Annotated in this window: 19 protein-coding genes; 11 read left to right on the forward strand and 8 right to left on the reverse strand. The window is 71.9% G+C overall.

What is annotated here, in order from left to right:
* Window positions 1-6: 6 nt before the first annotated feature.
* Window positions 7-933: an extracellular catalytic domain type 1 short-chain-length polyhydroxyalkanoate depolymerase gene (locus ETD85_RS14660; RefSeq protein WP_138690246.1), complete on the reverse strand. Its 927-nt coding sequence runs from the start codon at window positions 931-933 to the stop codon at window positions 7-9.
* A gap of 183 nt (window positions 934-1,116) precedes the next feature.
* Here ETD85_RS14660 and ETD85_RS14665 point away from each other — a divergent pair, with 183 nt between their 5' ends.
* Entirely contained in the window at window positions 1,117-1,869 is a 753-nt protein-coding gene (locus ETD85_RS14665; RefSeq protein WP_170246671.1) for a methyltransferase domain-containing protein, read from the forward strand.
* 235 nt (window positions 1,870-2,104) lie between these two features.
* On the opposite strand, the gene ETD85_RS14670 is transcribed toward ETD85_RS14665, so the two are convergent.
* On the reverse strand, window positions 2,105-2,941 hold the full coding sequence (locus tag ETD85_RS14670) for an SAM-dependent methyltransferase (protein ID WP_138690248.1): 837 nt from the start codon (window positions 2,939-2,941) through the stop codon (window positions 2,105-2,107).
* A gap of 594 nt (window positions 2,942-3,535) precedes the next feature.
* Here ETD85_RS14670 and ETD85_RS14675 point away from each other — a divergent pair.
* The 3 genes from ETD85_RS14675 to ETD85_RS63090 all read left to right on the forward strand — a co-directional run bounded on the left by ETD85_RS14675 (window position 3,536) and on the right by ETD85_RS63090 (window position 7,648).
* A complete protein-coding gene (locus ETD85_RS14675; protein WP_138690249.1) occupies window positions 3,536-6,427 on the forward strand; it encodes a DUF4132 domain-containing protein in 2,892 nt (963 codons plus the stop codon).
* 701 nt (window positions 6,428-7,128) lie between these two features.
* Window positions 7,129-7,338 (forward strand): hypothetical protein, encoded by a 210-nt coding sequence (locus ETD85_RS14680; protein WP_138690250.1) that lies wholly within the window; start codon window positions 7,129-7,131, stop codon window positions 7,336-7,338.
* Window positions 7,339-7,480: 142 nt separating this feature from the next.
* The gene (locus ETD85_RS63090; RefSeq protein WP_240779149.1) at window positions 7,481-7,648 is read left to right on the forward strand and encodes a hypothetical protein; all 168 of its coding nucleotides are present in this window, start codon (window positions 7,481-7,483) and stop codon (window positions 7,646-7,648) included.
* A gap of 292 nt (window positions 7,649-7,940) precedes the next feature.
* Here ETD85_RS63090 and ETD85_RS14685 read toward each other — a convergent pair whose 3' ends face one another.
* Together ETD85_RS14685 and ETD85_RS14690 are read right to left on the reverse strand one after the other, a co-directional pair.
* Window positions 7,941-8,984: a FecCD family ABC transporter permease gene (locus ETD85_RS14685; protein ID WP_138690251.1), complete on the reverse strand. Its 1,044-nt coding sequence runs from the start codon at window positions 8,982-8,984 to the stop codon at window positions 7,941-7,943.
* Window positions 8,981-10,054: a FecCD family ABC transporter permease gene (locus ETD85_RS14690; protein ID WP_138690252.1), complete on the reverse strand. Its 1,074-nt coding sequence runs from the start codon at window positions 10,052-10,054 to the stop codon at window positions 8,981-8,983. Before ETD85_RS14690 ends, ETD85_RS14685 begins: the two co-directional genes overlap by 4 nt.
* Before the next feature lie 255 nt (window positions 10,055-10,309).
* Here ETD85_RS14690 and fes point away from each other — a divergent pair, with 255 nt between their 5' ends.
* From fes to ETD85_RS14705, 3 genes are read left to right on the forward strand one after another with little or no spacing between them, the layout of a single operon-like run.
* On the forward strand, window positions 10,310-11,569 hold the full coding sequence (fes, locus tag ETD85_RS14695) for an enterochelin esterase (protein ID WP_206058314.1): 1,260 nt from the start codon (window positions 10,310-10,312) through the stop codon (window positions 11,567-11,569).
* Between the two features lie 32 nt (window positions 11,570-11,601).
* Window positions 11,602-12,576: an ABC transporter substrate-binding protein gene (locus tag ETD85_RS14700; protein WP_138690253.1), complete on the forward strand. Its 975-nt coding sequence runs from the start codon at window positions 11,602-11,604 to the stop codon at window positions 12,574-12,576.
* A 54-nt stretch (window positions 12,577-12,630) separates the two neighbouring features.
* Window positions 12,631-13,761: an acyltransferase family protein gene (locus tag ETD85_RS14705; RefSeq protein ID WP_138690254.1), complete on the forward strand. Its 1,131-nt coding sequence runs from the start codon at window positions 12,631-12,633 to the stop codon at window positions 13,759-13,761.
* A 10-nt stretch (window positions 13,762-13,771) separates the two neighbouring features.
* Here the strand turns inward: ETD85_RS14705 and ETD85_RS14710 are convergent, their stop codons facing one another.
* Window positions 13,772-15,829 (reverse strand): SpoIIE family protein phosphatase, encoded by a 2,058-nt coding sequence (locus ETD85_RS14710; RefSeq protein WP_170246673.1) that lies wholly within the window; start codon window positions 15,827-15,829, stop codon window positions 13,772-13,774.
* 131 nt (window positions 15,830-15,960) lie between these two features.
* Between ETD85_RS14710 and ETD85_RS14715 the strand changes: the two genes are divergently transcribed.
* From ETD85_RS14715 to ETD85_RS14725, 3 genes are all read left to right on the forward strand, one after another.
* On the forward strand, window positions 15,961-16,440 hold the full coding sequence (locus tag ETD85_RS14715; RefSeq protein WP_206058315.1) for a (2Fe-2S)-binding protein: 480 nt from the start codon (window positions 15,961-15,963) through the stop codon (window positions 16,438-16,440).
* A gap of 4 nt (window positions 16,441-16,444) precedes the next feature.
* Window positions 16,445-17,449: an FAD binding domain-containing protein gene (locus ETD85_RS14720; RefSeq protein WP_138690257.1), complete on the forward strand. Its 1,005-nt coding sequence runs from the start codon at window positions 16,445-16,447 to the stop codon at window positions 17,447-17,449.
* Between the two features lie 61 nt (window positions 17,450-17,510).
* A complete protein-coding gene (locus tag ETD85_RS14725) occupies window positions 17,511-19,691 on the forward strand; it encodes a xanthine dehydrogenase family protein molybdopterin-binding subunit (RefSeq protein WP_138690258.1) in 2,181 nt (726 codons plus the stop codon).
* Between the two features lie 9 nt (window positions 19,692-19,700).
* Here ETD85_RS14725 and ETD85_RS14730 read toward each other — a convergent pair whose 3' ends face one another.
* Both ETD85_RS14730 and ETD85_RS14735 read right to left on the reverse strand, forming a co-directional pair.
* Window positions 19,701-21,542 (reverse strand): glycoside hydrolase family 15 protein, encoded by a 1,842-nt coding sequence (locus tag ETD85_RS14730; RefSeq protein ID WP_138690259.1) that lies wholly within the window; start codon window positions 21,540-21,542, stop codon window positions 19,701-19,703.
* Between the two features lie 66 nt (window positions 21,543-21,608).
* Window positions 21,609-22,025 carry a VOC family protein gene (locus tag ETD85_RS14735; RefSeq protein WP_138690260.1) on the reverse strand — a complete coding sequence of 139 codons (417 nt, stop codon included), beginning with the start codon at window positions 22,023-22,025 and terminating at the stop codon, window positions 21,609-21,611.
* Between the two features lie 70 nt (window positions 22,026-22,095).
* Between ETD85_RS14735 and ETD85_RS14740 the strand changes: the two genes are divergently transcribed.
* On the forward strand, window positions 22,096-22,695 hold the full coding sequence (locus tag ETD85_RS14740) for a TetR/AcrR family transcriptional regulator (RefSeq protein WP_240779150.1): 600 nt from the start codon (window positions 22,096-22,098) through the stop codon (window positions 22,693-22,695).
* On the opposite strand, the gene ETD85_RS14745 is transcribed toward ETD85_RS14740, so the two are convergent.
* On the reverse strand, window positions 22,688-24,910 hold the full coding sequence (locus ETD85_RS14745; protein ID WP_138690262.1) for a PQQ-binding-like beta-propeller repeat protein: 2,223 nt from the start codon (window positions 24,908-24,910) through the stop codon (window positions 22,688-22,690). The two genes, ETD85_RS14740 and ETD85_RS14745, sit on opposite strands and share 8 nt — an antisense overlap.
* Between the last annotated feature and the right edge of the window lies 1 nt (window position 24,911).

A 24,911-nucleotide genomic window follows, 5' to 3' on the forward strand; every position in this document is an offset into this window, starting at 1 on the left:
AGATGTTTATAAGAGACAGGTGTCGAGGAAGTACGCGCCCGCCGTGCCGCACTGGCCGGCCGCCGTGCCGGGGTCGACCGGCGTGCCGTGGCCCATGCCGGCGATCCGGTAGTACCGCAGGGCGTCGGCGCCGTACGTCTCCAGCGTGGTCCCCGCGGGCAGGCTCTGCGTTCCCGACGGGGTCTGGGAGAGGCCCAGGACGTCGGTGAACTGGTCGCGCAGCTCGTCGCCGTTGGCCTTGTTGACCGTGTAGTCGGCCTGGCCGTGCCAGATCGCCACCTTCGGCCGCGGGCCCGTGTAGCCGGAGTGGGCGGCCCGGACGAGCGCGCCCCAGGCGGCGGGGGTCTTGCTGACGGGGCCGTTCATGCAGGTGCTGGTGGAGGCGGGCGGGGAGCAGCGGTAGGGAAGGCCGGCGACGATCGAGGCCGCATTGAACAGGTCAGGATATGTCGCGATCATTACCGCGGTCATCGCGCCGCCGGCCGACAGCCCGGTGATGGAGACGCGGGCCGCGTCGAGGCCGTACGCGCCGGTGGCGTACGTGACCATCTGGGCGATGGACAGGGCCTCGCCCTGTCCGCGCTTGATGTCGCCTTCCTGGAACCACTGGAAGCAGTTCGACGGCAGGGTGGTCGCCTCCGGGAAGATCAGCGCGAAGCCGTGCAGATCGGCGAACTTCCGCCAGCCGGAGTTGGTGTAGTAGGCGTTGGCGCTCTGGGTGCAGCCGTGCAGGGCGACCACGGCGGGCGAGCCGGCCGGCAGGCCGTCGGGGACGTACACCCACATGTTGAGCGCGCCGGGGTTCGAGCCGAACCCGGACACCTTCGTCAGGGTGGCGGCTTGGGACGGGTTCGCGACGCCGATCAGCGCCAGGGCGAGGATCAGCGCCGCCGAGAGGCCGGTCAGGGTGCGGGCGAGAAGTGCGTGCATCATCGGCTCCGGGGGGTTGGCACTTGCCCGTGACCGTACGTTTCACGGAAGGCACCGGATATGTGTCACAGCTCCGATTTCCGGCTGGTGAGCATGTGGAGCCGCACCATTCGCCACGCCCTCCTCCGGCCCGGGGATCCGCCCGCGTGGTTGAATCGGCACCCGCCTGATGTCGAGGAGGAAACCATGACGGTCGATCGCAAGCGCAGCGTGGTGTTCGGTGAGGCAGTGGAGGAGTATGAGGCGGCCAGGCCGGGTTACCCCGACCGCCTTGTCACGGAGGTGCTGGAGTACGCCCCGGACGGACCGGTGCTGGAGGTGGGGGCGGGGACGGGCAAGGCGACGGCCGGGTTCGCCGCCCATGGCGTGGATCTGACCTGCGTCGAGCCGGATCCCCGGATGGCCGCCGCGCTGACGCGGAGGTGCCCGCAGGCCAAGGTCGAGATCGGGATTTTCGAGGACTACGTCCCCGACAAGGCATTCGCCCTGCTGTACTCCGCGCAGGCCTGGCACTGGGTGGACCGGGACCGGCGCTGGGACCTGGCCCACGCGGCCCTGGCACCGTCGGGAGCGGTGGCGGTCTTCTGGAACCTGTACGGCGTCACCGACCCGGACCTGCGGGCCGCCCTCGCCGCGGTGGACCGGCGTTACGGGGTGACCACGTCCAGCCTGCACCTGGACCACTCGGACCGGGCCGAGGTGGTGGAGCACGAGCTCGCGGACGACCCGCGCTTCACCGATCTGGACTATCGCCACTACGCGCACGCCGACCGGTACTCGGCCGGGCGCTATCTGGACCTGGTCAGGTCCATTTCCGCGTACCGGATCCTGGACGCGGAGTCGCGCGAGCGGCTGCTGCGGGAGATCGGCGCTCTGCTGGGGGACGAGGTGGACATGACCCTCACCACCGACCTCTTCCTCGGTCGCCGGGCGGATTAGCCTGCGGGGCTGGGCGGCCCCGTACGGGCCGGCGCCCTTGGAAGTGGCCCGCCTGGGTCGGCGATCACTTGGAACAGGACAGACCGGGCTCCGGGACCTTGGCCCGACCCCGGGCCTTGACGAACCCCCGGAGGCATAGCCGAACCCTCGGGCCTTGACCGGACCCTCGCCCTCGGGCCTTGACCGGACCCTCGCTCTCGAGACTTGACCGGACCTCAGCCGGCCCTGGCTCGTCTCAGGGGATGTGGGCCACCACGCCGAAGTTGCCCGATGAGCTGGGCTCGTCGGCACAGGCGGGGTCATTCTCGTCAGGACGCCACTCCGGCACCCACACCAGCCCGGGCTCGACCAGGTCGAGGCCGTCCAGCAGGGCTTCCACCTCGTCCTTCGACCGGATCGCCAGACCGGGCAGCGTCATGGCGAGCACGCCGCTGACGGCGGGCAGCAGCTCCGCAGGGATGCCGTCGAACGTGGTGTGCAACAGGCTGAGGAAGCTCCCGCGCGGCGCCGCGTGACGGAGTCGCTTGATCACATAGTGGGCGTACTCGTCGTCGTCCAGGCTGTGGGTCGACAGGAGCAGCACGGCGAGAGGGCTCTCCCAGTCGAGGAACGTCTGGACGACGCGGTCACCGAGGATCTCGTCGATCTCGCGTACGTCGCCGTCCACCACGCGCACCATGGGGGTGAAGGGCTCGATGGTGGCCTGCGCCATTGTTACCGCCATCGGGTCGTTCTCCACGTACAGGACGCGTAGGGCTGGGCTGGAGGAGGTTTGCCGGGCTATGTCGTGCAGCCGGCGGCCGGCCGACAGGCCGCAGGAGACGCCGCCTCCCACGATCATGAACTGCGCCACGCCCTCTGCGGCGGCGAGGTGACGTACGACCCGGGACAAATACTGCAGCACGGCTCGGGCCGCGGTCGTGATGGCGGGAGCCGCTTGATCGAAATGACGCACCATGTCCTTGTCGGCGAGGAAGTTGTTCTTCCCGCCCGCCGCAGCGTCGAGTATCCGGGTGATCCTGGCTTGCGTGGTATCAAGCTTGGCCAGGTTTCGGACAGCACGCTGGCGCATGAGCGTTGCCCCTTTCCCTCGCCGCCACCTTTTTCCGGTAAGCGATCAATGGACTTCACTCGACGGACTCGAACCATATGTTCCAACAATTCCAGACAATGACAAGCGATAGACCGGTTACTTCGGGAAATGTTTGTTTCCTAATTCTCCTGAACGAGCGGCAGAATCACCGCCATATCGACTCTGACCTGCCGATTCGCACTATCCAGCAAGATCCGGCGTGGCGCGGAACCGGGGCGGGACGGTCGGCCGATTGCGCCGATCCCGCCGAATCTTGAGTGAGTGGACGGACCGAGGGAGCGACAGGGCCGGGTGTGACTTGTGATCATTGCCGTGGCATCCGTAATGAACCGATACTCGCCGGAAAGGCGGGCGGCGAGCGATGCCGTACACAATCAGAATGATCACTTCGCCGTGGGTCCGAATATCGGCGCGGGAGACATGATCGACCCCATTCGCGCACGCGACGCGCCCTTCTCGAGTGATCGCACCTGCGCCACCCCTCGGCTGGATTCTGTCGGTGCCATCCGGCAGGGTGCTGCCTTGAGGATCAGCGACCCTACGGCCCTCGGACAGATCGAAGGAACGACCTGCATGCAGCTCTCCCCCACCGCCCGGCACCTCCACCGCCATCTGACCGACCCGGAGGCCGGTTACCCGGACTCGTGGCCCGACGGTTCCCAGCTGACGGCGGTTGATCTGGGTCACCTGCTGCCCCTCGCCTACCGGGTCACGGGCAGCGGCCCGGCCTTCTCGATGCGGGTCGTCGTCGAGGACGAGGTCAAGCAGCGGCAACCGTCCTTCACCCGGGAGTCGTGCCTGGCCCTGTACGAAGCGCTGGTCGACGGCCTCGACAGGCGTGGCTGGGCCGACCTGTGCCTGGCGGCGGCCGCGCTGCTGCGCTGCCCCGGGGGCGCGCCACTGGCCGAGCTGGCCGGGGCTGCGCGCACGCTGACCGAGTTCATGGTCAGGAAGAACCGGATCCAGGAGCCGTACGCGCTGCTGACCGTGGCCGGAGTCGCCGGGATGGTCGAGCCCGGTACGCGCGCCGGGGTCGGTGAACACGCCGGGATCGATGCGAGCGCCGAGATCGGCGGGAGGGCCGGGGTTGATGCGAGCGCTGGAGCCACTGAACGCGCCGCGGCCGATGGGGACCACCCTGGGGTTGGCGAAAGCGCTGAGGTCAGCGAGGGCAAGGGCGCGGTGGTTCGTGAGGACGCCAGAGACGATGGGACAGCCGAGCACTCCAGGACCGACACCGTGACGGAAGCCATGGCCGACACGGCGGCCGACACGACGACCAACACGGCGACCAACGCCATCATCGACGCCGTGGTGGCGGCCATGGGGCTGTCGGCGGCGGAGGGCGCGCAGCCACTGGCGGCCGCTGAGCTCGATCTCCTCATGACCCTGGAGCCGACGGAAAGGGCGCTCCTGGCCGAGGTCGCGCAACGGACGTATGGGGCGCCGCCCGAGCTCTCCGACGTGTGGGAACGGCTGGCCGCCATGCCGGCGTGCGCGAGCTTCGCCCGCTCAACCCTGGAGGCCGCCGCGGCCAGGCTGGCGGCGATCCACGCACGCGAGCTCCCCTATCGGGCCGACAAGGCGTTCGGACCGGCCGAGACGGCGACGATCGGACGGGCGGCGCGGCTGGCGCTGGCCTGCGACGAGCCGTGGCTACCCGAGCTGCTCAGCACGATGCTGGCCCACGTCGCGGTCGCGCCGACGGCGGCCAAGACGCTGCCCTCACAAGCACTGCTGTACGAGATCGCGCGCGCCGCCGAGCAGTTCCCGACACCGGAAGCGGTCACGGCCTTGCGCACGGCACGCACGATGACGCGGCACGCCGGGGTGGTCAAGCAGCTCGACCGCATGATCAAGCGCATCGAGCCGGGCCTGGCGGACCGCGTCGAGGTGGCGTTCCGGATGCCGGACCTGGGATTCGAGCCCGGCGGGCGGCTTGAGGTGCAGCTGGGCGAACACCGGGCTGTCATCTCGGCAGGCGAACGGGGCGAGTTCGAGCTGAGCTGGTGGCAGGAGGAGCGGCGGCTCAAGAGCGTGCCCGCTGCGGTGCGCAAGGAGCATCCCGACGAGGTCAAGCGGCTGCGAGAGCTCGTGAAGCAGGTGCAGCGGCAGGTGAAGACGCTGGTCAGGGCCCTGGAGGCGGGGTTCGCGGGCGAGGCGGCGCTCCCGTACGGGATGTGGCGGCGGCAGATCGGCGGCCATCCGATCGCCGCCTCGGTGGCGGGACGCCTGATCTGGGAGGCGGAGGTCGCGCCCGGGGAATGGCGAGCCGCGCTCGGAGGCTTCGACGCACTCGACACGCAGGCTGAGATCATCAGCCGCCCCATCACCTCCGGCACACCCAGCGAAACGAGCGCGTCCGACGACGGCCGTACATCCGGACGAGCAAGTGCCCCCGGCAATGGCCGCACACTCGGCAGAGCGAGCGAGTCCGGTGACAGCCCTGCACCCGGTGAAGCAAGCACGCCCGACCTAGAGGGCGAGCCCAGTGACAGCCGGACGCCCGACTGCGGCACGACCAGCGGCAACGGCACGGTTGATGGGCTGGCGGACGGGCTGGGCGATGGGATGGCGGGTGTGCGGGTGCGGTTGTGGCATCCGGCTCGGGCTACGCAGCGGGAGGTGGCTCACTGGCGGGAGGCCGTGGCCGAGGGACGGATACGGCAGCCGTTCAAGCAGGCGTTCCGCGAGGTCTATCCGCTGACACCGGCGGAGGAGGCGACCGGCACCTACTCCAACCGCTTCGCCGCCCACATCGTGGACTACCGGCGGCTGTACGCGATGTTCAAGCAGCGCGGGTGGCAGACCGCGATGCTCGGCCCCTGGGACGGCGGCAGCACGGGCGAGGCGACGAAGGCGCTGGCCGAGGGCTCGTGGCGGGCCTCGTTCCACCACGATTACGTCCACGACGGTCCAGGCGAGTACGCCTCCACCGACCAGGTGCGCTTCCACCGGCGGGTGGACGGCGACTGGCAGGAGGCGCCGCTGGCCGAGGTGCCCACGCTGGTGTTCAGCGAGGCCATGCGGGACGTGGACCTGTTCGTGGCGGTGACCTCGATCGCGGCCGATCCCGAGTGGGCCGATCGCGGTGACGACCGCCATCTCGGCTACTGGCGCGAGACGTCCTTCGGCGCGTTGCCGCCCTCAGGCGAGGTACGCCGCGACGCGCTGGCCCGTCTCCTCCCGCGCATGGCCATCGCCGGCCGTTGCACTCTCACCGATCGCCACCTCGTCGTCCGCGGCGATCTGCGCACCTACCGCATCCACTTGGGCAGTGCCAACATCCTCATGGATCCCGGCGACGTCTACCTCTGCATCGTGCCCGCACACGGCCAGGACACCGGGCTGTTCCTGCCCTTCGAGGAGGACGGCCGCCTCGCGCTCATCCTCAGCAAGGCTCTGCTCCTGGCCGGGGACAGCCGGATCACCGATGAGAGCATCGTCAGGCAGATCAAGGGGTGAGGTCACCAGTCACCTGCCGACTCGCCCTCTGGGCGCTTCTCCCGAGCCCCTGCCTCTCCGCGTACGACCCTCCCGAGCCCCTGCCTCTCCGCGTCCGGCTCCTGGGCCCGCACCCCCTACGTACGGCTCTCCAGGGCCCGCGCCCCCGCGTACGGCACTCCCGGGCCCTTGCCTCTCCGCGTACGGCTCTCCAGTGCCCGCGCCCCTGCGTACGCTCTCCTGGGCCCCGCCTCTGCGCACGGCTCTCTTAGGCGCGCTACTGCGAAGGCCGGGGCGCCCCGACGCGGTGCCCGGCATCCGGGGGCGCGTGCCCAGGAGAGCCGTCGGTGGCGACGCGTGGCCGGAAGAGTGCCCGGTGCCCACGAGGGCCTGTCACGGCCTGCCCCTACCGGCAAGGGCATACAGCGGGAGTGTGCCCGGTGCCCCACGAGGGCCCGTTACGGCCTGCGCCCCCTACCCGAAGAGGCAGCAGCGGGTGTGCCCGGTGTCCGTGAGGGCCCGTCCCGGGGCTAAATGTGGCGACGTGTCCCCGAGAGCCGGCGTGCGCGGGGCGCGCCCAGGGGCCGGTGTGGGCGGGGTTACCTGCACGGGGGCCGCTGATCGTGACATGCTGAAGGTGCCCCCGTTCGCGGCCATGTCCCGGCTGCGACCTGAGGCCCACCCAGAGCCACCCCAGCCATGACAGGAAAACGAGGCAAGCGGTGAAAGCATGGATCCTTCTCGCCCTCGGCCTGCTCCTGGTCGTGGCCGGCGCCGTATGGACGCTCCAAGGGCTGGGCATCGTCGGCGGCAGCGTCATGAGCGGTGACACCACTTGGGCGATCATCGGGCCCATCGTTCTCATCGTCGGGCTGGTGCTCGGTTTCGCCGGGCTTCGCGGGCGAAGAAACCCGTCCGACAGGCCCCGTTGACCGCGGCTGCGCCCTATGTGTGGCGATGATTCAACCGCGACGTCGAGAAATCGGCCGCGGAACAGCGCATACTGTGTAAATGAGGCCGAAACGAGTCGCCACCCGGCAGCGCTTGCCCGGAAGTCCGTTCAACGTACCTGAGGTGCCCCTCCCGCCTGCCGAGCACTTCGCGCTCCAGGACAGGGTGACCCATGACAAATACGGCCTCGGCTCGGTGATCGGTGTCGAGGAGGGCATCGCAGTCCTCGTGGATTTCGGCGCCGAAGTGCATCGCATCACCGCTCCGTACGTCAAGCTGTTCAAACTCTGATCCAAGATTGCGTGGTTCCCGGGCGGCCTCCGAACCCGGCCCGGGAGCCACGATGATCAGCTTGAGGTAGGAGACATCCGTCACACTCGGTGCCGGTGACTCAGCCGGGATCCCGTTTTCCAAAAACCGGTGCCGCACGATCGAGCGTCCCCGATCGGCAAGCCCAGATCAGGGTGAGCAACGCGACGGTCGTTCCGGACAGGCAACCCCGAGTCCGGCATCCTCTGCGGTGAGGGCGATCCCGCTGTCGGCACGGGCTCGGACGGCAGCAGGGCGCGATCGACGCCCGCCATCACAGTCCCCCGGACCGGCGTTCGCGCAGCAGCAGCCAGGCCAGGTACGCCCCGCCCCCCATCCCCGTGATCACCCCGACCGGCAGGATCGCCGAGCCGGAGACGGCCTGGGTGGCCCAGTCGGCCCCGGCCACGAGTATCGCGCCCATCCAGGCGGCAGGCAGCAGGTTCGGCCCCGCCGCACGCGTCACCCGCCGGGCCAGTTGCGGGGCCGCGAGTGCGACGAACGGGATCGGCCCGGCCGCTGCCACGGCCACGGCGGTCAGCCCAGCGCCGGTCGCGATCAACACCAGGCGGCTGCGTTCCGGGTGCACGCCCAGGGCGGCGGCGCCGTCATCGCCCATCTCCAGGAGCGTGAGCCGGCGCGCGTACGCCAGCACGACCGGCACCAGCACGACCAGGCCCGCCGCGATGGTCGACACCTCGGCCCAGCCGCGCCCGTTGAGCGAGCCGATCATCCAGGCGGCGGCCTGGGCGGCCTTGCCGATCTCCGCCCGTACGTAGAGCAGGCTTGTCGCCGCCCCCAGCACCGCCGACGCGCCGATGCCCACCAGCACGAGCCGGTAGCCCTGCACGCCGCGCTTCCAGGCCAGCAGGTACACGGCCGCCGCCGTCGCCAGGCCGCCGCAGACCGCCCCGAGCGCCGTCTGCGCCATGCCCACATCGAGCAGGATGATGGCGACCAGCGCGCCCGCGGAGGCGCCGTTGCCGAAGCCGATGATGTCCGGGCTGCCCAGCGGATTGCGCGACAGGGACTGGAAGATCGCGCCGGCCAGGCCCATGCCGAAGCCGACGAGCAGCGCGTCGAGCGCGCGCGGCAGCCGCAGCCCCTGGACGATGAACTCGGCGCCCGGTGGGCCGTCGCCGGCCAGCGTACGGATCACTTCGAGCGTGCTGAGCGCGTACGTCCCCGTGCCGAGGCAGAGCACGACGATCACGGCGGCGACCGCCGCGAACGCCAGGCAGGCGAGCGCGGCCCTTTGGTCGAAGCGCAGCGACCGGTCCCCCCAGCGTGCCGTGACGGGCCCTCTCCTCGTGGTCACAGCCGGGCCATCCTTCGCTGACGTACCAGGTTGATGAAGATCAGCCCGCCGAGGAACGCGGTGACGACGCCCGCCTCGATCTCGTACGGCGGGATCACGACGCGCCCGATGACATCGCAGCCGAGCAGCAGCACCGGCGCGTACAGGGCGCAGTAGGGCAGCAGCCAACGCGGATCCGGTCCGGAGAAGGGCCGCACCGCGTGCGGGACCAGCAGGCCGACGAAGCCGATCGGCCCGCACACGGCCGTCACCGCGCCGCAGAGCAAGGTGATCGCCACGATGGACAGCGCCCTCGTACGCCCGGGGCTGGCGCCGAGGCCGCGCGCCGCCTCCTCCCCCAGTGCGAGCGCGCCGAGCGGCCTGGCCAGCGCGAGGGCCAGCAGCCCGCCTCCGGCCAGCAGCGGCAGCACCGTCACCAGCAGGTCGAGCTCGCGGCCGGCGATGGTGCCGATGGACCAGTGCCGCATGCTGTCCAGGGTGCCGAGGTCGAGCAGTTGCAGCCCGTTGATGTAGCCGAACAGGGCGGCGTTGACGGCCGTCCCGGCCAGCGCGAGGCGTATGGGGGTGGCGCTGCGGCTCCCGCCCAGCGCGTTGACCAGGGCGGCGGCGACGGCCGCGCCGGCCAGGGCGAACCAGAGGTATCCGGTGAAGGACGTGATCCCGAACACGCTGATCGCGGTCACCACGGCGGCGGACGCGCCGGCGTTGACGCCGAGCAGGCCGGGATCGGCGAGCGGGTTGCGGGTCAGTGTCTGCATCACGGCCCCCGCGAGGCCGAGTGCGGCCCCGGCCGCGGCGCCGATGAGCGTGCGGGGCAGGCGCAGCCGCTGGACGATCGCGTCGTTCGCCGTGCCCGAGGGGTGGAAGAGGGCCGACCACACCTGGTCGGCGGGGATCTGCTTGGTCCCGATCGCCAGGCTGGCCAGGACCACCGCCGCGAGCAGGGCCAGACCCAGCAGGAGCCCGCCCCCGCGCGCCGCGCGGCGACCGCGTCGCGGCCTGGCTTCTCCCTGGTCGGGGCGCGTCAGGACCCCGGGCGCGCCGCCCGACGGGGAGGGTCGAGATGGCATGAAGTTAGCTTAGGCTAAGCTAAGTTGCTGGTGGTGATCGGGGGGCTGATGGGGCTCCGTGCTCCGGGCTCCGGCGGCTCCATAGCCAAGCGCGGGACCGACCCCACGGTCACGCGCGGGACCGGCCCACGGCCACGTGCGCAACCGGCCCATGGTCACGCGCGGGACCGCCCCCACGGCCACACCTCCAACCACCCCTACGGCCACGCGCGCAACCCCGCCCATAACTGACCACATCGAGCACCGGAGACACCCGTGTCGGAAATTCAGCGGCCCGCGGCCCACGTCACGACGGGGCCGTGCGTCGAGCGCCTGGAGCGCGGCCTGGCCGGCGCGCACGGCTCCGCCGGGCGGGCAGAGCTGCTGGCGGAGTTCTGGGCGTCGGCAGAGCGCCGTGGCACGCCGCTGGTGGAGGCCATCGACGGCGATCCCGGCCACCGTGCCGTCACCTTCCTCTGGCGCGGCGGCCCAGCCCAGGAGCAGATGCTGGTGGCCCTCAACCGCGTCGCCGACCGCGACGATCCGGCGGCCTCCCGGATGCGCCGGCTGCCCGGCACGGACGTCTGGCACCTCACCTACCGGCTGCGCGCCGACCACCGCGGCTCCTACCGCATGGTGTCCGCCGGCGGCGACCCGTCCAAGGCCGCGCTGATGGAGCGCGGCCGGCCCGATCCGCTCAATCCCCATCGCCTGCCCGGCCGCTGGGGCTGGGCGGACGCCTCCGTGGTCGCTCTGCCCGCCGCGCCGCCCCAGCCCTGGGCGGGCCGGCGGGCCGGGATCCCGCGCGGCGAGGTGCACGAGCACCGGCTGCCCGCGGGTGCGCTGGGCGCCGAGCGGACGGTGTGGGCGTACGTCCCGCCGGGCGGCGTGCCCGCGGGAGCTCCGGTGGCGGTCCTGTGCGACGGCGACGCGTGGTTCGGCGGGCTCGCGTTCCAGGACACCCTCGACGCCCTCATCGCGGACGGCGCCGTGCCTCCGCTGGTCGTCGTGGCCCCGGACGCGGTCGGCAACGCCGTCCGCTGGGAGGAGCTGGGGGCGCGCGAGCCGTACGTGCGCTTCCTCGCCGACGAGGTCCTCGGCTGGGCGGCGGAGCGGTGGCCGATCACCGGCGACCCCGCGCGGACCGTCGTCGCCGGGCAGAGCCTCGGCGGGATGGCCGCCCTGTACGCGGGCCTGCTGCGGCCCGAGCGGTTCGGCAACGTGCTGGCGCAGTCGGCGTCGCTGTGGTGGCGGCCCGGGCTGGAGCCCGGTGTGCCCAAGCTCTCGGCCGAAGGAGCTCCCTGGCTGGCCGAGCGGTTCGCCGAGCTGCTCCCGGAGCGCGATGGGCCGCCGATCAGGCTGCGCCTGGACGTCGGCCTGCACGAGGGGCCGATGGTCGGCTACACCCGCATCCTGGACGCCGTGCTGCGCTCGCACGGTTGCCCGGTCGTCCTGACCGAGTACAACGGCGGCCACGACTACGCCTGCTGGCGCGGCTCGCTGGCCGACGGCCTGATCGCCCTCCTGGCCCCCTGATGATCATCTCGACTCCGAGGAGCAACGTCCCCATGATGTGCAAGCAGGCATTCCGGCGAGCCGTGAGCACCGCCGCCCTCCTGGCCGGCGCGCTCGTCGTGACCGCCTGCGGCGGCGGGCAGAGCGGCACGACGAACGCGGCGGACGAGTCCGCCGCCACGCGCACGGTCACCGACGCCGCGGGCCGGACGGTGCAGGTGCCCGCCACGCCGAAAACGGTCGTCGCCCTGAGCGAGCCGACCCTCGACGCGGCCCTGGCGCTGGGGATCCAGCCGGTCGGGACCACCGCGGGCAGGGGCCAGAGCGGCGTGTCCACGTACCTGGCCGCCAAGGCCGGGAAGGCGCAGATCGTGGCCACGGTCGCCGAGCCGGACCTGGAGCGGCTGGCCACGCTCAGGCCGGACCTGATCCTGCTGGACGAGACGGTCGGCGCCAAGCGGATGATCGACAAGCTGCAGGCCATCGCCCCGGCCGTGCTCACCGCCAAGCTCAACGAGGACTGGCGCAAGGCGTTCACCGTCACCGCGGACGTGCTGGGCAAGGGCCCCGAGGCGCAGAAGTGGCTGACGGACTTCGACGCGAGCGTGGCGTCGGTCAAGACGAAGCTGGGGAAGAACGCCGGCGCGACGGTGAGCGTCATCCGCTGGCAGAACGGTGCCCCTTCCGTGGTCGGCAAGGGCGTCGGCCACGTCGGCTCCACCCTGTCCGCGCTCGGCCTCGGCCGGCCCGCCGGACAGCAGGGCGAGAGCTCCGGCCACAGCGAGCCGGTCAGCCTGGAGAAGCTCGACACGATCGACGGCGACTGGATGTTCCTCGGCGCGCTGGGTGACCGGACGGCGGGGCAGCAGGCGTACGAGGAGGCGGCCAAGGTGCCCAACTTCACCGAGCTGGGCGCCGAGAAGAGCGGCCACGTGGTGGTGGTCGAGGGCTCCGCCTGGAACAGCGCCGGTGGGCCGCTGGCGGCGCAGACCGTGCTGGACGACATCACGCGGGCCCTGGCCGGCTGACCCCGGCGGCCGGCCGGAGTCGGACAAATCGACGCATGGCCTAGAATCCCTCAGATGTTCCCGGCCCCCAACCGGCTGGCCTGGCTGGACGCCCTGCGGGGGCCCGCCGCGCTGGCCGTCACCGCGCACCACGCCGGCTGGACCTTCCTGCCCGGCCTCTGGGCGGAGGTGGACCGCCGGCTCGATTTCGGCACGTGGGGCGTGTTCGTGTTCTTCCTGGTCAGCGGGTACATCATCCCCGCCTCCCTGGAACGGCGCGGCGACCTGCGCGCCTTCTGGACCGGCCGGGCCTTCCGCCTCCTCCCGCTGCTGCTGGCCGCCTGCTGCCTGGCGCTGTCGCTGGCGTACGCGGGATTAGTCCCCGCCGAGCCGAAGCTGGCCGAGCGCCCGCTGCCCCTCGTCGTGCTCGGCAACATGACGATGCTGCAGGAGCTGCTCAACCTGCCTTCCGTCATCAGCGTGACGTGGACGCTCTCCTACGAGATGGCGTTCTACCTGATGAGCGTCGCGCTGTTCGCGACGCGGCAGGCGCACCGGTCGGCGGGGATCGCGGTGGCGCTGGCGCTGGCGGCGGTGCCACTCGGCCTGCTGATGAACGGGTCGGTGATCGACGGCCGCGCCGACCGCACGGCCGCGCTGCTCGCCCTCGCCGCCGTCGCGGCCGTCGCGGTGACGGCGCTGGGAACCGGCCGGATCCGCACGGTGGCGGCGGTCGCGGGCGGCCTGCTGGGCCTGGCGCTGGTGATCGTGGGCAGCCGGGGCGGCACCTGGCAGGGTGTGATCATCCTGGCCACCATGTTCGCCGGAACGGCGGTGCACCGGGCCCAGCAGGGGACGATCTCCTGGCGTACGGCGGCGGTCGCGGTGGCCCTAGTGCTGGTGTGCGGAGTGCCCGCCAAGGACGATCCGGGCTGGGCCCCGGCGCTCGTGCTGGCCTTCGCCGTCTTCGCGCTGGCGTTCGGGCTGCGCGAGCGGGCGTTCCCGCGCTGGCTGACGCGGCTCGGCGTGATCAGCTTCTCCCTCTACCTGCTGCACCCGATCCTGCTGTACGTGCTGCCGAACCCGCTGCTGTACTACCTGGTGCTGATCCCGCTCAGCCTGCTGACCTACCACCTGATCGAGGCTCCGGCCCAGCGCCTCGGCAGGCGCCTGTCCGCCCGCGCCCAGGCGGAAGAGCCCCGATGACGCCGGCGGGTCAGCGGGTGCGGGCGACGAGGAGGGCGATGTCGTCCTCCGATGGCGTGCCGCCCAGCATGATGTCTATGACCGTGCCGCACAGGCTCTCCAGCGGCACCGCGGCCCCGGCCAGCGCGGCGCCGAGCCGGTCGATGCCCGCCTCGATGTCGGCCTCCCTGGTCTCGATCAGCCCGTCGGTGTAGAGGGCGATCAGGGTGCCCTCGGCGAGCTCGAGCTCCAGGGACCCGAAGGAGCCCAGGCCCACGCCGATCGGGGTGCCGCTGGGCGGGCGCGGGAAGCTGACCACGCCGGACGGGTCCACGAGCGCGGGCGGCGGGTGCCCGGCCGTGGCCATGGTGCAGCGCCGGGTGGCCGGGTCGTAGACCGCGTACAGGCAGGTGGCGCCCGTGGGGCCGAGCGGGAAGCCGTCGGCGCCCGCGTCCTCCTCCGTCAGGCGGACGACCAGGTCGTCGAGGTGGCCGAGCAGCTCGTCGGGCGGCAGCCCCATGTACGTGAGGGTGCGCACGGCGGTGCGCAGCTGTCCCATGGTGGCCGCGGCGTTGATGCCGTGCCCGGTCACGTCGCCGACGACCAGGGCGACCCGGGAGTCGGGCAGCGGGATCGCGTCGAACCAGTCGCCGCCCACCCCTTCGTGGGTGTCGGATGGCAGGTAGATCGAGGCCACGTCCACGGCGTCGCCGCCGCTCAGGTTGCGGGGCAGGAGGTTGCGCTGCAGCGCGAGGGCGGCGGTGCGCTCGCGGGTGTACTGGCGGGCGTTGTCGAGGCTCAGCGCGGCCCGCGCGACGAGCTCTTCCGCGAGGATCAGGTCGTCCTTGGTGAACGCCGCGGGGTTGTCGTTGCGGACGAACACCGTGACGCCCAGGATCTCGCCGCGCGCCGCCAGCGGGACGATGATCAGCGTGTGCATCCCGGTGCCGTGAATGATCTCGGCCCTGGCCGGGTCTTCATCGAGCCAGGTGCCTGACGAGGTGTCGAGCAGCGGCTCGAAATGCGACCGGCCGGAGGACAGGACCTCGGTGAACGGGGACGACGGGGGGACGAAGACCGCCTGCCCCCGGGGCCAGAGGGACTCGGGGACCCCGTCGTGGACCGAGGCCACGCCCGCGCGGCGGAAGACGGGGATCCGCGCCTCGGAGCCGGCCAGCCGTTGCAGGGGTTCGGTGTCCGGGAGGACCGACTCGGCGAGATCGACCGTGACGTAGTCGGCGATGACCGGCACGGCCAGGTCCGCCAGCTCCTGGGCGGTCCTGGTGACGTCGAGCGTGCTGCCGATCCGGATGCTCGCCTCGCGCAGCAGGGCCAGGCGGTCGCGGGCGCGGCTGCGGCTGATGTCCAGGGCCAGCGAGCACACGCCCAGGGGCAGCCCGTCCACGCCGTCCAGGCGGAACAGCGAGGTCGACAGGGTGAGCTGCGCGCTCCCGTCGGCCGCGGTCCAGCGGGCCTCCCGGTCGATCATGGGGATGCCCTCGCTGAGCACCCGTGACATGGCGTCCCGCGCGGCCTCGACGTCGATCCCCGGTATGGGATCCCGCAGGGAGCGGCCGATCTCGTAGTGGGGGAAGACGTCGTGCAGCTCCTGGGCCGCCGAGTTGAGCCAGACGCACCGGAGATCGCGGTCCCAGATGGCCATGGCCACCGGAGAGTGGTTGATGAGCGGCTCCAGCAGGTCGGCCGCCCGGCCGGGCTCTTCCGCCGTCGCCGGCGTCATGCACAGCAGCCACGCGGCCCGCGCCTCAGGGGTGCGCAGCCGGGACCCGGAGACCCGGATGAGGAGCTGCCGGCCGTCGCGGTGGCGGGCTTCGAGCAGGCCGGACCAGCGCTCCTGGTCGCCGAACCGCGCGGCCCAGGTCGCCACGCGGGCCTCGCGGTCGCCAGGTGTGACCGGCGGGATGAGGAGGGGCGCGCAGGATCGGCCGAGGACGTCGGCGGCCCGGTATCCGAAGAGCTCCTCCGCGGCCCGCGACCAGCCGGTCACGGCGCCCGTGTCGTCGATCACGACGACCGCTGGAAACGTCTCTTCCGCCGTGCCGCCTGCCGGCTTGTCGGGTGCGGGCATATCAGCATCCATCCACGCGTCGAGCGACAGCTCGCAGACCAGCATAGTACGTCTGACCTGCGGCGATTCTTGACCGTGACTTATCGCGGCATATGCGGACCACAGGGATTTCGCGCATTAGCGTGGCGCATATGACCTTCCAGGTAGCGACGGCGTTCACGGTGAACGGCCGGGCCGTCCGCATGGACGTCGACCCGCGGGAGTCGTTGCTCGACGTCGTACGCGAGCGGCTGGGTCTGTCCGGGACGAAGAAGGGCTGCGACCACGGGCAGTGCGGGGCGTGCACGGTCCACCTGGACGGCCGCCGGATCGTCTCGTGCCTGCTGCCCGCCGTGCAGGCGAACGGGAGGGCGGTCACCACGATCGAGGGGGTGTCCGACCCCGGCGGGCCCCTGCACCCGTTGCAGCAGGCGTTCATCGACCACGACGCCCTGCAGTGCGGATACTGCACGCCGGGACAGGTGATGTCCGGGCTGGCCTGCATCGCCGAGGGGCACGCCGGCGACGACGACGAGATCCGCGAGTACATGAGCGGCAACCTGTGCAGGTGCGGCGCGTACCCGGGCATCCTGGAGGCGGTGCGGGAGACCGCCATCCGGTGGGAGGGGTGAAGGCGTGCACTCCTTCGCCTACACCGCCCCGGCCACCCTCGCCGAAGCCCTGGAGGCGCTGGCCGCCGCCGAGCCGGGCACGAAGGTCCTGGCCGGCGGCACCACGCTGTACGACCTGATGAAGCTCGACATCGAGACCCCGTCGGCCGTCGTGGACGTCCACGCGCTCAGCGAGCTGGCGGGCATCGACACGGCCGGGCCCGGCGAGCTGTCGTTCGGCGCGGGGGCGCTGATGGCCGACGTCGCGGCGGACCCGGTGCTGGTCAGCGACTACCCGGCGCTGGCGGAATCCCTGGTCAAGGCGGCCTCCCAGCAGCTGCGCAATATGGCCACCGTCGGCGGCAACCTGCTCCAGCGCACTCGCTGCGCCTACTTCCGGGGCGGGCCGCCGTTCCCGTGCAACAAGCGGCGGCCGGGCAGCGGCTGCGCGGCCATCGGCGGCCTGGACCGCGGGCACGCCCTGCTCGGCGTCAGCGACTCCTGCATCGCCACCTACCCGGGAGACTGGGCGGTCGCGCTGCTCGCCTTCGACGCCGTCGTGGACGTCGCGGGCCCGCGCGGCGAGCGCACGGTACCGCTCGCCTACCTGCACCTGGAGCCGGGTAACACGCCCGACAAGGAGCACACGCTGGCGGCCGACGAGCTGATCCTGCGCATCCGGGTGCCGGCCACGCCCACAGGGCGCGGCTCGACCTATCACAAGATCCGGGACCGCGAGTCGTACGCGTTCGCGCTGGTCTCCGCGGCCGTGGCGGTGGCGCTGGACGGCGGGGGGATCGTGCAGGACTGCCGGATCGCGCTGGGCGGGGTCGCCACGCGTCCCTGGCGGTGTCACGGCGCCGAGCGGGAGCTGCTCGGCGAGGTGCTGAACGGCCGGAGCGCGCGCCGGGCCGGCGAGACCGCGTTCGCCGGCGCCCGTCCGGGCACCCACAACGCCTTCCGCATCGAGCTGGGCATCCGCACCGTCGCCGAGGCCCTGCGCATCGCCGGAGAGCGGGCCGCGCGATGACGGGGGCCGTGGGGCGGGGACGAGGCCGCACGATGGCAGGGGCCATGGACGGGGCCGCGCGATGACGGGGGCGCGGGTGCCGAGGGTCGGCGCCAGGGAGAAGGTGACCGGGGCGGCGCGCTACGGCGCCGACCACACGCCCGACGGCCTGGCGTACGCGATGCCCGTCGTCGCGACCGCCGGCAAGGGCCGCATCACCCGGCTCGACACCGAGGCCGCGGCCGCCGTGCCGGGCGTCCTGCTGATCCTGTCGCACCTCGACGACCTGGGCATCGGCCCGGCGGGCTACATCATGGCGGAGGGGTACGCGTTCCAGAGCCTGCAACCGCTGCTGGACGACCACATCGCCTACCGCGGCCAGCCGATCGCGCTGGTCGTGGCGGACACGCTGGTCGCCGCCACGCAGGCGGCCGGCCTGGTCCGCGCCCGGTACGACAGGGAGCCGTTCGCGGTGGTGCCGGGCGCGGCCGGCACCGAGACGGTGCTCCAGGAGGAGGCCATCCCGCTGCCCTTCCTCGCCGACATCGTCACCGGCGACGCCGACGGCGCGTTCGCCGACAGCCCGGTGCGGGTGGACGAGATCTATCAGAGCGGCCCGCAGCACCAGGTGCCGATGGAGCTGATCGGCGGCGTGGTCGAGTGGGACGGCGACTCGCTCCTCGTGCACGAGGGCACGCAGGCCGTCGGGGCCCTGCGCGGCGGCCTGGCCAGGCAGCTCGGCATCGACCCCGAGCGGATCCGGGTCGTCTCCCCTTACGTGGGAGGCGGGTTCGGGCAGAAGAACTCCCTGCAACCGCACCTCGCGCCGCTGGCGGTGGCCGCGCGCCGGATCGGGCGGCCGGTCAAGCTGGTCCTGCCCAGGGCGCACACCTTCCACGCGGCCAGCTTCCGTCCCGTGGCCCGGCACCGCGTACGGCTCGGCGCCGACAGGTCGGGCCGGCTGCTCGCCGCGATCCACGAGGTCGACCAGCAGGCGTCCCGGTTCGACCTGCTCCCGGCGACGTACACCGAGATCACCTCCCGCCTCTACGACATCCCGAACTTCCGCGGCCGGCAGCGGCACGTCAAGACCGACACCCAGACGCCCGGCTACATGCGCGCGCCCTTCGAGCATTCGGCCGCGTTCGCGATGGAGTCGGCCGTGGACGAGCTCTGTTATGCCACGGGACGGGATCCGGTCGAGTTCCGGCTGGCCAACGACGCCGCCGCGGACCCGGTCACCGGCAAGCCGTTCTCCTCCAGGCACCTGGCGGAGTGCCTGCGCCGCGGCGCGGAGCTGTTCGGCTGGGCCGAGCGCACGCCGGATCCCCGCTCCATGACCGGCGACGACGGCGCCCTGATCGGCTGGGGGGTGGCGGCGGGCGCCTATCCGTCGCTCACGGTGCCGACCCTGGCCAGGTTGCGCGCCGACAGCGGCGGCCGGATCGTGGCCGAGGTGGGCGGGCACGAGATGGGCCAGGGCCTGACGACCGCGCTGACCTGTGCCATCGCCGGCGACCTCGGGATCGATCCGGAGGCCGTGACGGTCGCCGTCGGCGACACCGCGCTCGCGCCGCACCACCTGACCGCCGGCGCCTGGGGCACCAACAGCACGTTGCGCGCGGTGCACGCCGCCCTGCGGGAGCTGCGGGAGCGGCTCGGGACCGCGCAGGAGGGCCCGGTGGACCTGGCCGCCGCGGTCACGGCCACCGGGCGCGAGCAGGTCGAGGCCGAGGCCGTCACCCAGGGTCCGGGCCAGCCGCCCGAGATGATCGAGCGGATGCGCGCTGGCCTGGTGGCCCTGGCCGGGCCCGAGTTCCCCGACTGCGTCTCCTTCAGCTTCATCGCGCACTTCGCGGAGGTCAGGATCGAGCCCGGGACTCGGCGCATCCGCGTCCCCCGGGTGGTCAGCGTGGCCGACTGCGGCCGGGTGGCCAGCCCGGTGACCGCGGAGGCGCAGGTGCGCGGCGCGGTGGTGTGGGGCGTCGGCGCCGCGCTGCGCGAGCACAGCGAGGTCGATCCGCGCTACGGCGGCTTCGTCAACGCCGACCTGGCGGACTACGTGATCCCGGTGAACGCCGACATCGGCCGGATCGACGTCGCCTTCGTGGACGAGCCCGACTTCGTGCTCAACCCGATGGGGGTCAAGAACCTCGGCGAGGTCGCCCTGGTCGGCGTCGCCGCCGCCATCGCCAACGCCGTGCACCACGCCACCGGCCGCCGCGTCCGCCGCCTGCCGATCCTGATCGAGGACGTGCTCTGAGCGCCCGGCTCAGCCGAGCGCGTGGTCGAGGTTGAAGGCGGCGCTGATCAGCGCGAGATGGGTGATGGCCTGCGGGAAGTTGCCGAGCTGCTCGCCGGTGTGCCCGATCTCCTCGGCGTACAGGCCCAGATGGTTGGCGTAGGTGAGCATCTTCTCGAAGGCCAGCCGGGCCTCGTCGAGGCGACCGGCGCGGGCCAGCGCCTCGACGTACCAGAAGGAGCAGATCGAGAACGTGCCCTCGGGGCCCTCCAGTCCGTCGGGGCTGACCTCGGGGTCGTAGCGGTAGACCAGCGAGTCGGAGACCAGGCCGCTGCCGAGCGCGTCGAGGGTGGACAGCCACTTGGGGTCGGTGGGCGAGACGAACTTGGCCAGCGGCATCATCAGGATCGACGCGTCCAGCACGTCCTCGTCGAAGTGCTGGACGAACGCCTGCATGGTGTCCGACCAGCCCTGCCGCATGATGTCGCGGTAGATGGTGTCGCGGGCTCGCCGCCAGCGCGGTATGTCGGCGGGCAGGCCGCGCTGGAAGGCCATCCGCATGGCGCGCTCGATGGCCACCCAGCACATCAGGCGTGAGTACACGAAGTTCTTGCGGCCGCCGCGGGTCTCCCAGATGCCCTCGTCCGGCTGGTCCCAGCTGTCGCAGACCCAGTTGACGAGCGTGCACACCTCGTCCCAGCGGTCGCTGGAGATCGGGTGGCCCCACTTGTTGAACAGGTAGATGGAGTCGATGAGTGCGCCGTAGATGTCGAGCTGGAGCTGGTCGGCCGCGGCGTTGCCGACGCGTACGGGCCTGGAGCCTCGGTGGCCCTCCAGGTGGGTCAGCTCGTGCTCCGGCAGGTGCCGGCGGCCGTCGATGCCGTACATGATCTGCAGCGGACCGGTACGGCCGCCGCCGCCGAGCGGGACGTGCTCCGACAGGAACCCCATGAAGGCCTCTGCCTCCTCGGTGAAGCCCAGCCGGAGCAGGGCGTACACGCAGAACGCGGCGTCGCGCACCCACACGTAGCGGTAGTCCCAGTTGCGCCCGCCACCGATCCGCTCCGGCAGGCTGGTCGTCGGAGCGGCAACGATCCCGCCGGTCGGGGCGTAGGTGAGCAGCTTCAGCGTGAGCGCCGAGCGGTGGACGACCTCCCGCCACCGGCCCCGGTAGCGGGAGGCGGACAGCCACTTCCGCCAGAACCGCACCGTGGCCGCGAACTGCGCCTCCGCCTCCTCGATCGGGCAGTCCAGGACCGAGATGCCCGCGCCGACCCGGTCGAGGGCGAACACCGCGTGCTCGCCCTCCTGGAGCTCGAACCGGCTCCAGGCGTCCCGCCCGTCGTGCTCGACGGGCACGCTGGCGGCGAGCGAGAGCGTCAGGGACTCCGACTCGAAGATCGTTTTGGACCCGTCGAAGCGGACGGTGTGGGGCTGCCTGGCGTAGTCGAAGCGGGGCGCGATCCTGGCGCGGAACGGCAGCCTGCCGCGTACGCAGGTGACCCGGCGGATCAGCCGGTGCCGGTCGGCCTCGCGGGAGTCCTTCTCGATCGGCATGAAGTCCTGGATCTCCCCCACCCCGTCGACGGCGAAGAACCGGGTGATCAGGACGTTGGTGTCAGGGAAGTAGAACTGCTTGGTCGTCGCCGGGAGGTCGGCCGCCAGCTCGAACGCCCCGCCCTTGTCCGCGTCGAGGATCGCGGCGAACACGCTGGGGGCGTCGAAACGCGGGCAGCAGTACCAGTCGATCGTGCCGTTCGTGCCCACGAGCGCGACGGTCCGCAGGTCGCCGATCAGCCCGTGCTCGCCGATCGGCAGGTAACGCGAGTCGTCGCCGGCGCCGGGTGCGGCGTCCACGTCGTCTGTCTGCATATCCCCAAAGTACGCAGCTCAGCGCCCTTGTGCCCGCTTCCGCGCGGGACGGGCCGGCAGATCTTCTCAGCCTTCCTGGTAGTGGGCGGCGTACTCGGGAGCGGGCGGGATGGGGGTGATCACGTCGATGAGCGCGCCGTCGGGATCCGCCACGATGAAGTGCCGCTGCCCGAAGTCCTCGCTGCGCAGGCCCAGGACGGCGGGCAGCCCCCCGCGTACGACGAGCCGCTCCCACTCGGCGTCCACGTCCTCGACCTCGAAGTTGAGCAGCAGCCCGCGCACGGGCTCGCGATGGCCCTCGGGCAGCGTCGGGTGGCGGTGGTCGAGCAGGGCCAGCTCGTACGCCGGCGGCCCCGGCCGGCGCAGGCTCACGTACCAGTCCGCCTCGAACGTCACCTCGAACCCGAGCCACGTGAGGTAGAAGTCGCGCGCCGCGCGCAGCCGGGAGGTGCACAGGACCGGATAGAAGCTGGTCAGCATCATGGAGAACTCCTTCACATACCGTTGGTATGTCAAGGTACGGTACTGGCATACCATCGGTACGTCAACGGAGGTGGCCGTGACGCCCCAGGGCAGCAGGATCGAGCAGCGCGAGCAGACCAGGCGGACGCTGGTGCGCGAGGGCCGGCGGCTGTTCGCGAGCCACGGCTACGCGGCGGTGGGCCTGTCGCAGATCGTGGCGGCGGCCGGGGTCACCAAGGGCGCTCTCTACCACCACTTCGGCAGCAAGGCCGACCTGTTCCGCGCGGTCCTGGAGCAGGTGCAGGGCGAGGTCGCCCGGACGGTCGCCACGACCGCCGAGGCCAGGGACGACCCGTGGGAGCAGCTCACGGCCGGCTGCCGGGCGTTCCTCGCGGCCGGCACCGATCCGGACATCCAGCAGATCATGCTCATCGACGGCCCGGCGGTCCTGGGCTGGAGCGAGTGGCGCGCGCTGGACGAGGCCGCCTCGGCCCGCCATCTGGCCGAGGCGCTCACGGGTCTCATCGAGGCCGGCGTCATCGAGCGGCAGCCGGTCGCGCCCCTGACCCACCTGCTGTCGGGGGCGATGAACGAGGCCGCCCTGTGGCTGGCCGGATCCGGGGACGAGGGCGACCTCGACGACGCCTGGGCCGCCCTGTCCCGGATCCTGGAGGGGTTGCGGCTCAGCTAGCGTCGCGGGTCGCGCGCAGGATCTTCGCGGCCTCGACGGCGGTGATGGCCCTGGCGGCGACGAGCCCGGCCACGACCTGGGCCACGTGCCGGGTGAGCTCCCGGCCCGCGTACTTCTCGTCCTGGATCAGGTCCTCGATGGTGCAGCCGTCCGGACGGTAGCGGTTGCGCACGCCGCTGTCGGCCGACTTGACGACCACGTGCGGCGACAGGTCGGAGCCCGGGCAGGCGTCGGCGGGCGGGGCGTAGCGCAGGAGCCGGGCGCCTCCCTGGACGGCGTTGCTCGCGTCCTTCGTGCCGCTGCGGAACCACAGGTTGCCCGCGGCGTCCTGGGTGGAGCGGTAGGTGCCGCTGCCGCGCAGGACCGTGACGGCCTTGGACAGCGGGTCGATCCTGAGCAGCTTGCCGTCGATGGAGGCGTAGACGTGCTCGTCCGGGTTGACGTGCAGCTCGTCCTGGACGCCGCTGTAGGCGGCGGGGAGCTCGACGCGCTGCTGCACCGTCGACGAGCCGGGGTCGAGGATGAACAGCACGCCGTCGGCCAGCCCCCAGATCAGGCCGTCGGGGCCTTCGACGATCGAGGTGATCGAGCTCGCTCCCGGCACGGGGGTGAGCTCGCTCTTCTTCGTGCCGGTGGCCAGGTCGTAGGTGAAGAGCTTGGCCTCCTTCGCCTTGGGGGTGGTGCCGCCGCCGCCGTTGACGGTCGTGCCGCCCCACAGGGTGCCGTCACGGACCAGCATGGAGATCACGCCCTGGTCGGCGACGGGGGCGCGGAGCACGGTGTGCTCGCCGGTGGCGTAGTCGTAGGTGGTCAGGGCCCCGCCCCACAGGCCGTAGTCGGGGGTGCTGCCGATGTAGAGCTTGCCGCCGCCGGTGGCGAAGGCCTGGGGCCGGTTCTGGCCGTCGCCGATCAGGCGGAACAGCTCGGCCGGGTTGGTGCCGCTCTTGAACGGCTGCGCCGGATCGTAGACCATGACCCCGCCGTTGGGGTAGGTGCCGAGGTACATCTTCCCCTCGTGCCAGAACCAGCCGTCGGTCTGGGCGACCCGGCCCAGCTCGGTCACCTTCCCCGTGGCCGGGTCCAGGGTGGCGACGTTGCCGTTGATGTAGAGGTTGGTGTAGATCTTCCCGTCCTGGCCGGCGCTGACGTTGTTGATGTCGATCGGCTGGGCGGGGAAGGGCAGCTTGAACCGTTCGGACGCGCCGGTGGCCGGGTCGTACGACAGCGCGTCGCCGAAGTAGTTGCCGATCAGCGCGTAGAGCCGGCCGTTCACGAACCCCCAGCCCACGCCGGGCCCGCCCGAGGCCACCGGGCCGGGGACGGCCTCCGGGGTGTCGGTCGTGAGGTCGTAGCGCCACAGCGCGGTGCCCGAGGTGAAGTAGACGTACTTGCCGTCGGCCACGCGGGTGGTCCCGCGCGAGCTGATAACGAAGTTCTCCGCCAGGATCGCGCCGGAGTCGGGGTCGAGCACCATCGCCTGGAGCTTGCTGCGCTTGACGAACAGCTTGCCCCCGACCAGGTTGAGGTCGTACGGGTAGTTGGGGTCGCCGCGCAGCGCCTCGGGCCAGATGTCGCGCTTCTCCCCCGTCTTCAGGTCCATCCTGATCACGTGGCCGCCGGTGCCGACGGCGGCCCAGAGCACCTCGCGCTCGGCGTCCACGGCGACGTCCATGACGTACTGCTGGCCTTCGGCCATCGTGCCGAGATCGCGGAAGCCCTCGGCGGGCGAGTAGGAGAAGGCGTGCGCGTCCGGGTAGGTGCCGCCGTAGATCTTGCCGTCCTTGCCGGGCTGGAACCCGTAGAGCACGGTCTGTCCCGCCACCGGCGCGCCCAGGTCGACCGCCTCTCCGCTGTCGGGGTCGTAGCGGTAGACGTGGGCGTTCGGGTAGCTGCCCGCGTAGACCGTGCCGTCGCCGGCCTGGGTGATGCCCCAGGCGCCCGACGAGCCGGCCATCGTCGCCGTGTGCAGGTGCTCGCGGGTCACGGGATCGACCACGGCCACCACGCCGGGCGTCCCCATCTGGACGCTGTAGACGACCGGGCGCCCTGTCCTGTCGGTGCCGAAATGGCCCTCGAACACGGTCAGCGCCGTCGACTGGACGCCGAAGTCGGTCACCGAGCCGATGGGCGGCTGCGGCTCGTCCTGCGCCGAGGCAGGTGCCGCCGCCACGCCGGCGATTAACAAGGCCGACAGCAGAATCGTGGTCAGTCGCATG

The organism is Nonomuraea zeae (genome assembly GCF_005889725.1).
Lineage (GTDB): Bacteria > Actinomycetota > Actinomycetes > Streptosporangiales > Streptosporangiaceae > Nonomuraea > Nonomuraea zeae.

Excerpts from the sequence above, each read along its gene's own strand:
- ETD85_RS14700 (WP_138690253.1), top strand. The coding sequence starts at position 11,602 with ATGATGTGCAAGCAGGCATTCCGGCGAGCCGTGAGCACCGCCGCCCTC.
- ETD85_RS14745 (WP_138690262.1), bottom strand. The coding sequence starts at position 24,910 with ATGCGACTGACCACGATTCTGCTGTCGGCCTTGTTAATCGCCGGCGTG.
- ETD85_RS14675 (WP_138690249.1), top strand. The coding sequence starts at position 3,536 with ATGCAGCTCTCCCCCACCGCCCGGCACCTCCACCGCCATCTGACCGAC.
- ETD85_RS14670 (WP_138690248.1), bottom strand. The coding sequence starts at position 2,941 with ATGCGCCAGCGTGCTGTCCGAAACCTGGCCAAGCTTGATACCACGCAA.
- ETD85_RS14730 (WP_138690259.1), bottom strand. The coding sequence starts at position 21,542 with ATGCAGACAGACGACGTGGACGCCGCACCCGGCGCCGGCGACGACTCG.
- ETD85_RS14690 (WP_138690252.1), bottom strand. The coding sequence starts at position 10,054 with ATGCCATCTCGACCCTCCCCGTCGGGCGGCGCGCCCGGGGTCCTGACG.
- ETD85_RS14710 (WP_170246673.1), bottom strand. The coding sequence starts at position 15,829 with ATGCCCGCACCCGACAAGCCGGCAGGCGGCACGGCGGAAGAGACGTTT.
- ETD85_RS14735 (WP_138690260.1), bottom strand. The coding sequence starts at position 22,025 with ATGATGCTGACCAGCTTCTATCCGGTCCTGTGCACCTCCCGGCTGCGC.
- ETD85_RS14705 (WP_138690254.1), top strand. The coding sequence starts at position 12,631 with ATGTTCCCGGCCCCCAACCGGCTGGCCTGGCTGGACGCCCTGCGGGGG.
- ETD85_RS14725 (WP_138690258.1), top strand. The coding sequence starts at position 17,511 with ATGACGGGGGCGCGGGTGCCGAGGGTCGGCGCCAGGGAGAAGGTGACC.
- ETD85_RS14665 (WP_170246671.1), top strand. The coding sequence starts at position 1,117 with ATGACGGTCGATCGCAAGCGCAGCGTGGTGTTCGGTGAGGCAGTGGAG.
- ETD85_RS14715 (WP_206058315.1), top strand. The coding sequence starts at position 15,961 with ATGACCTTCCAGGTAGCGACGGCGTTCACGGTGAACGGCCGGGCCGTC.
- ETD85_RS14660 (WP_138690246.1), bottom strand. The coding sequence starts at position 933 with ATGATGCACGCACTTCTCGCCCGCACCCTGACCGGCCTCTCGGCGGCG.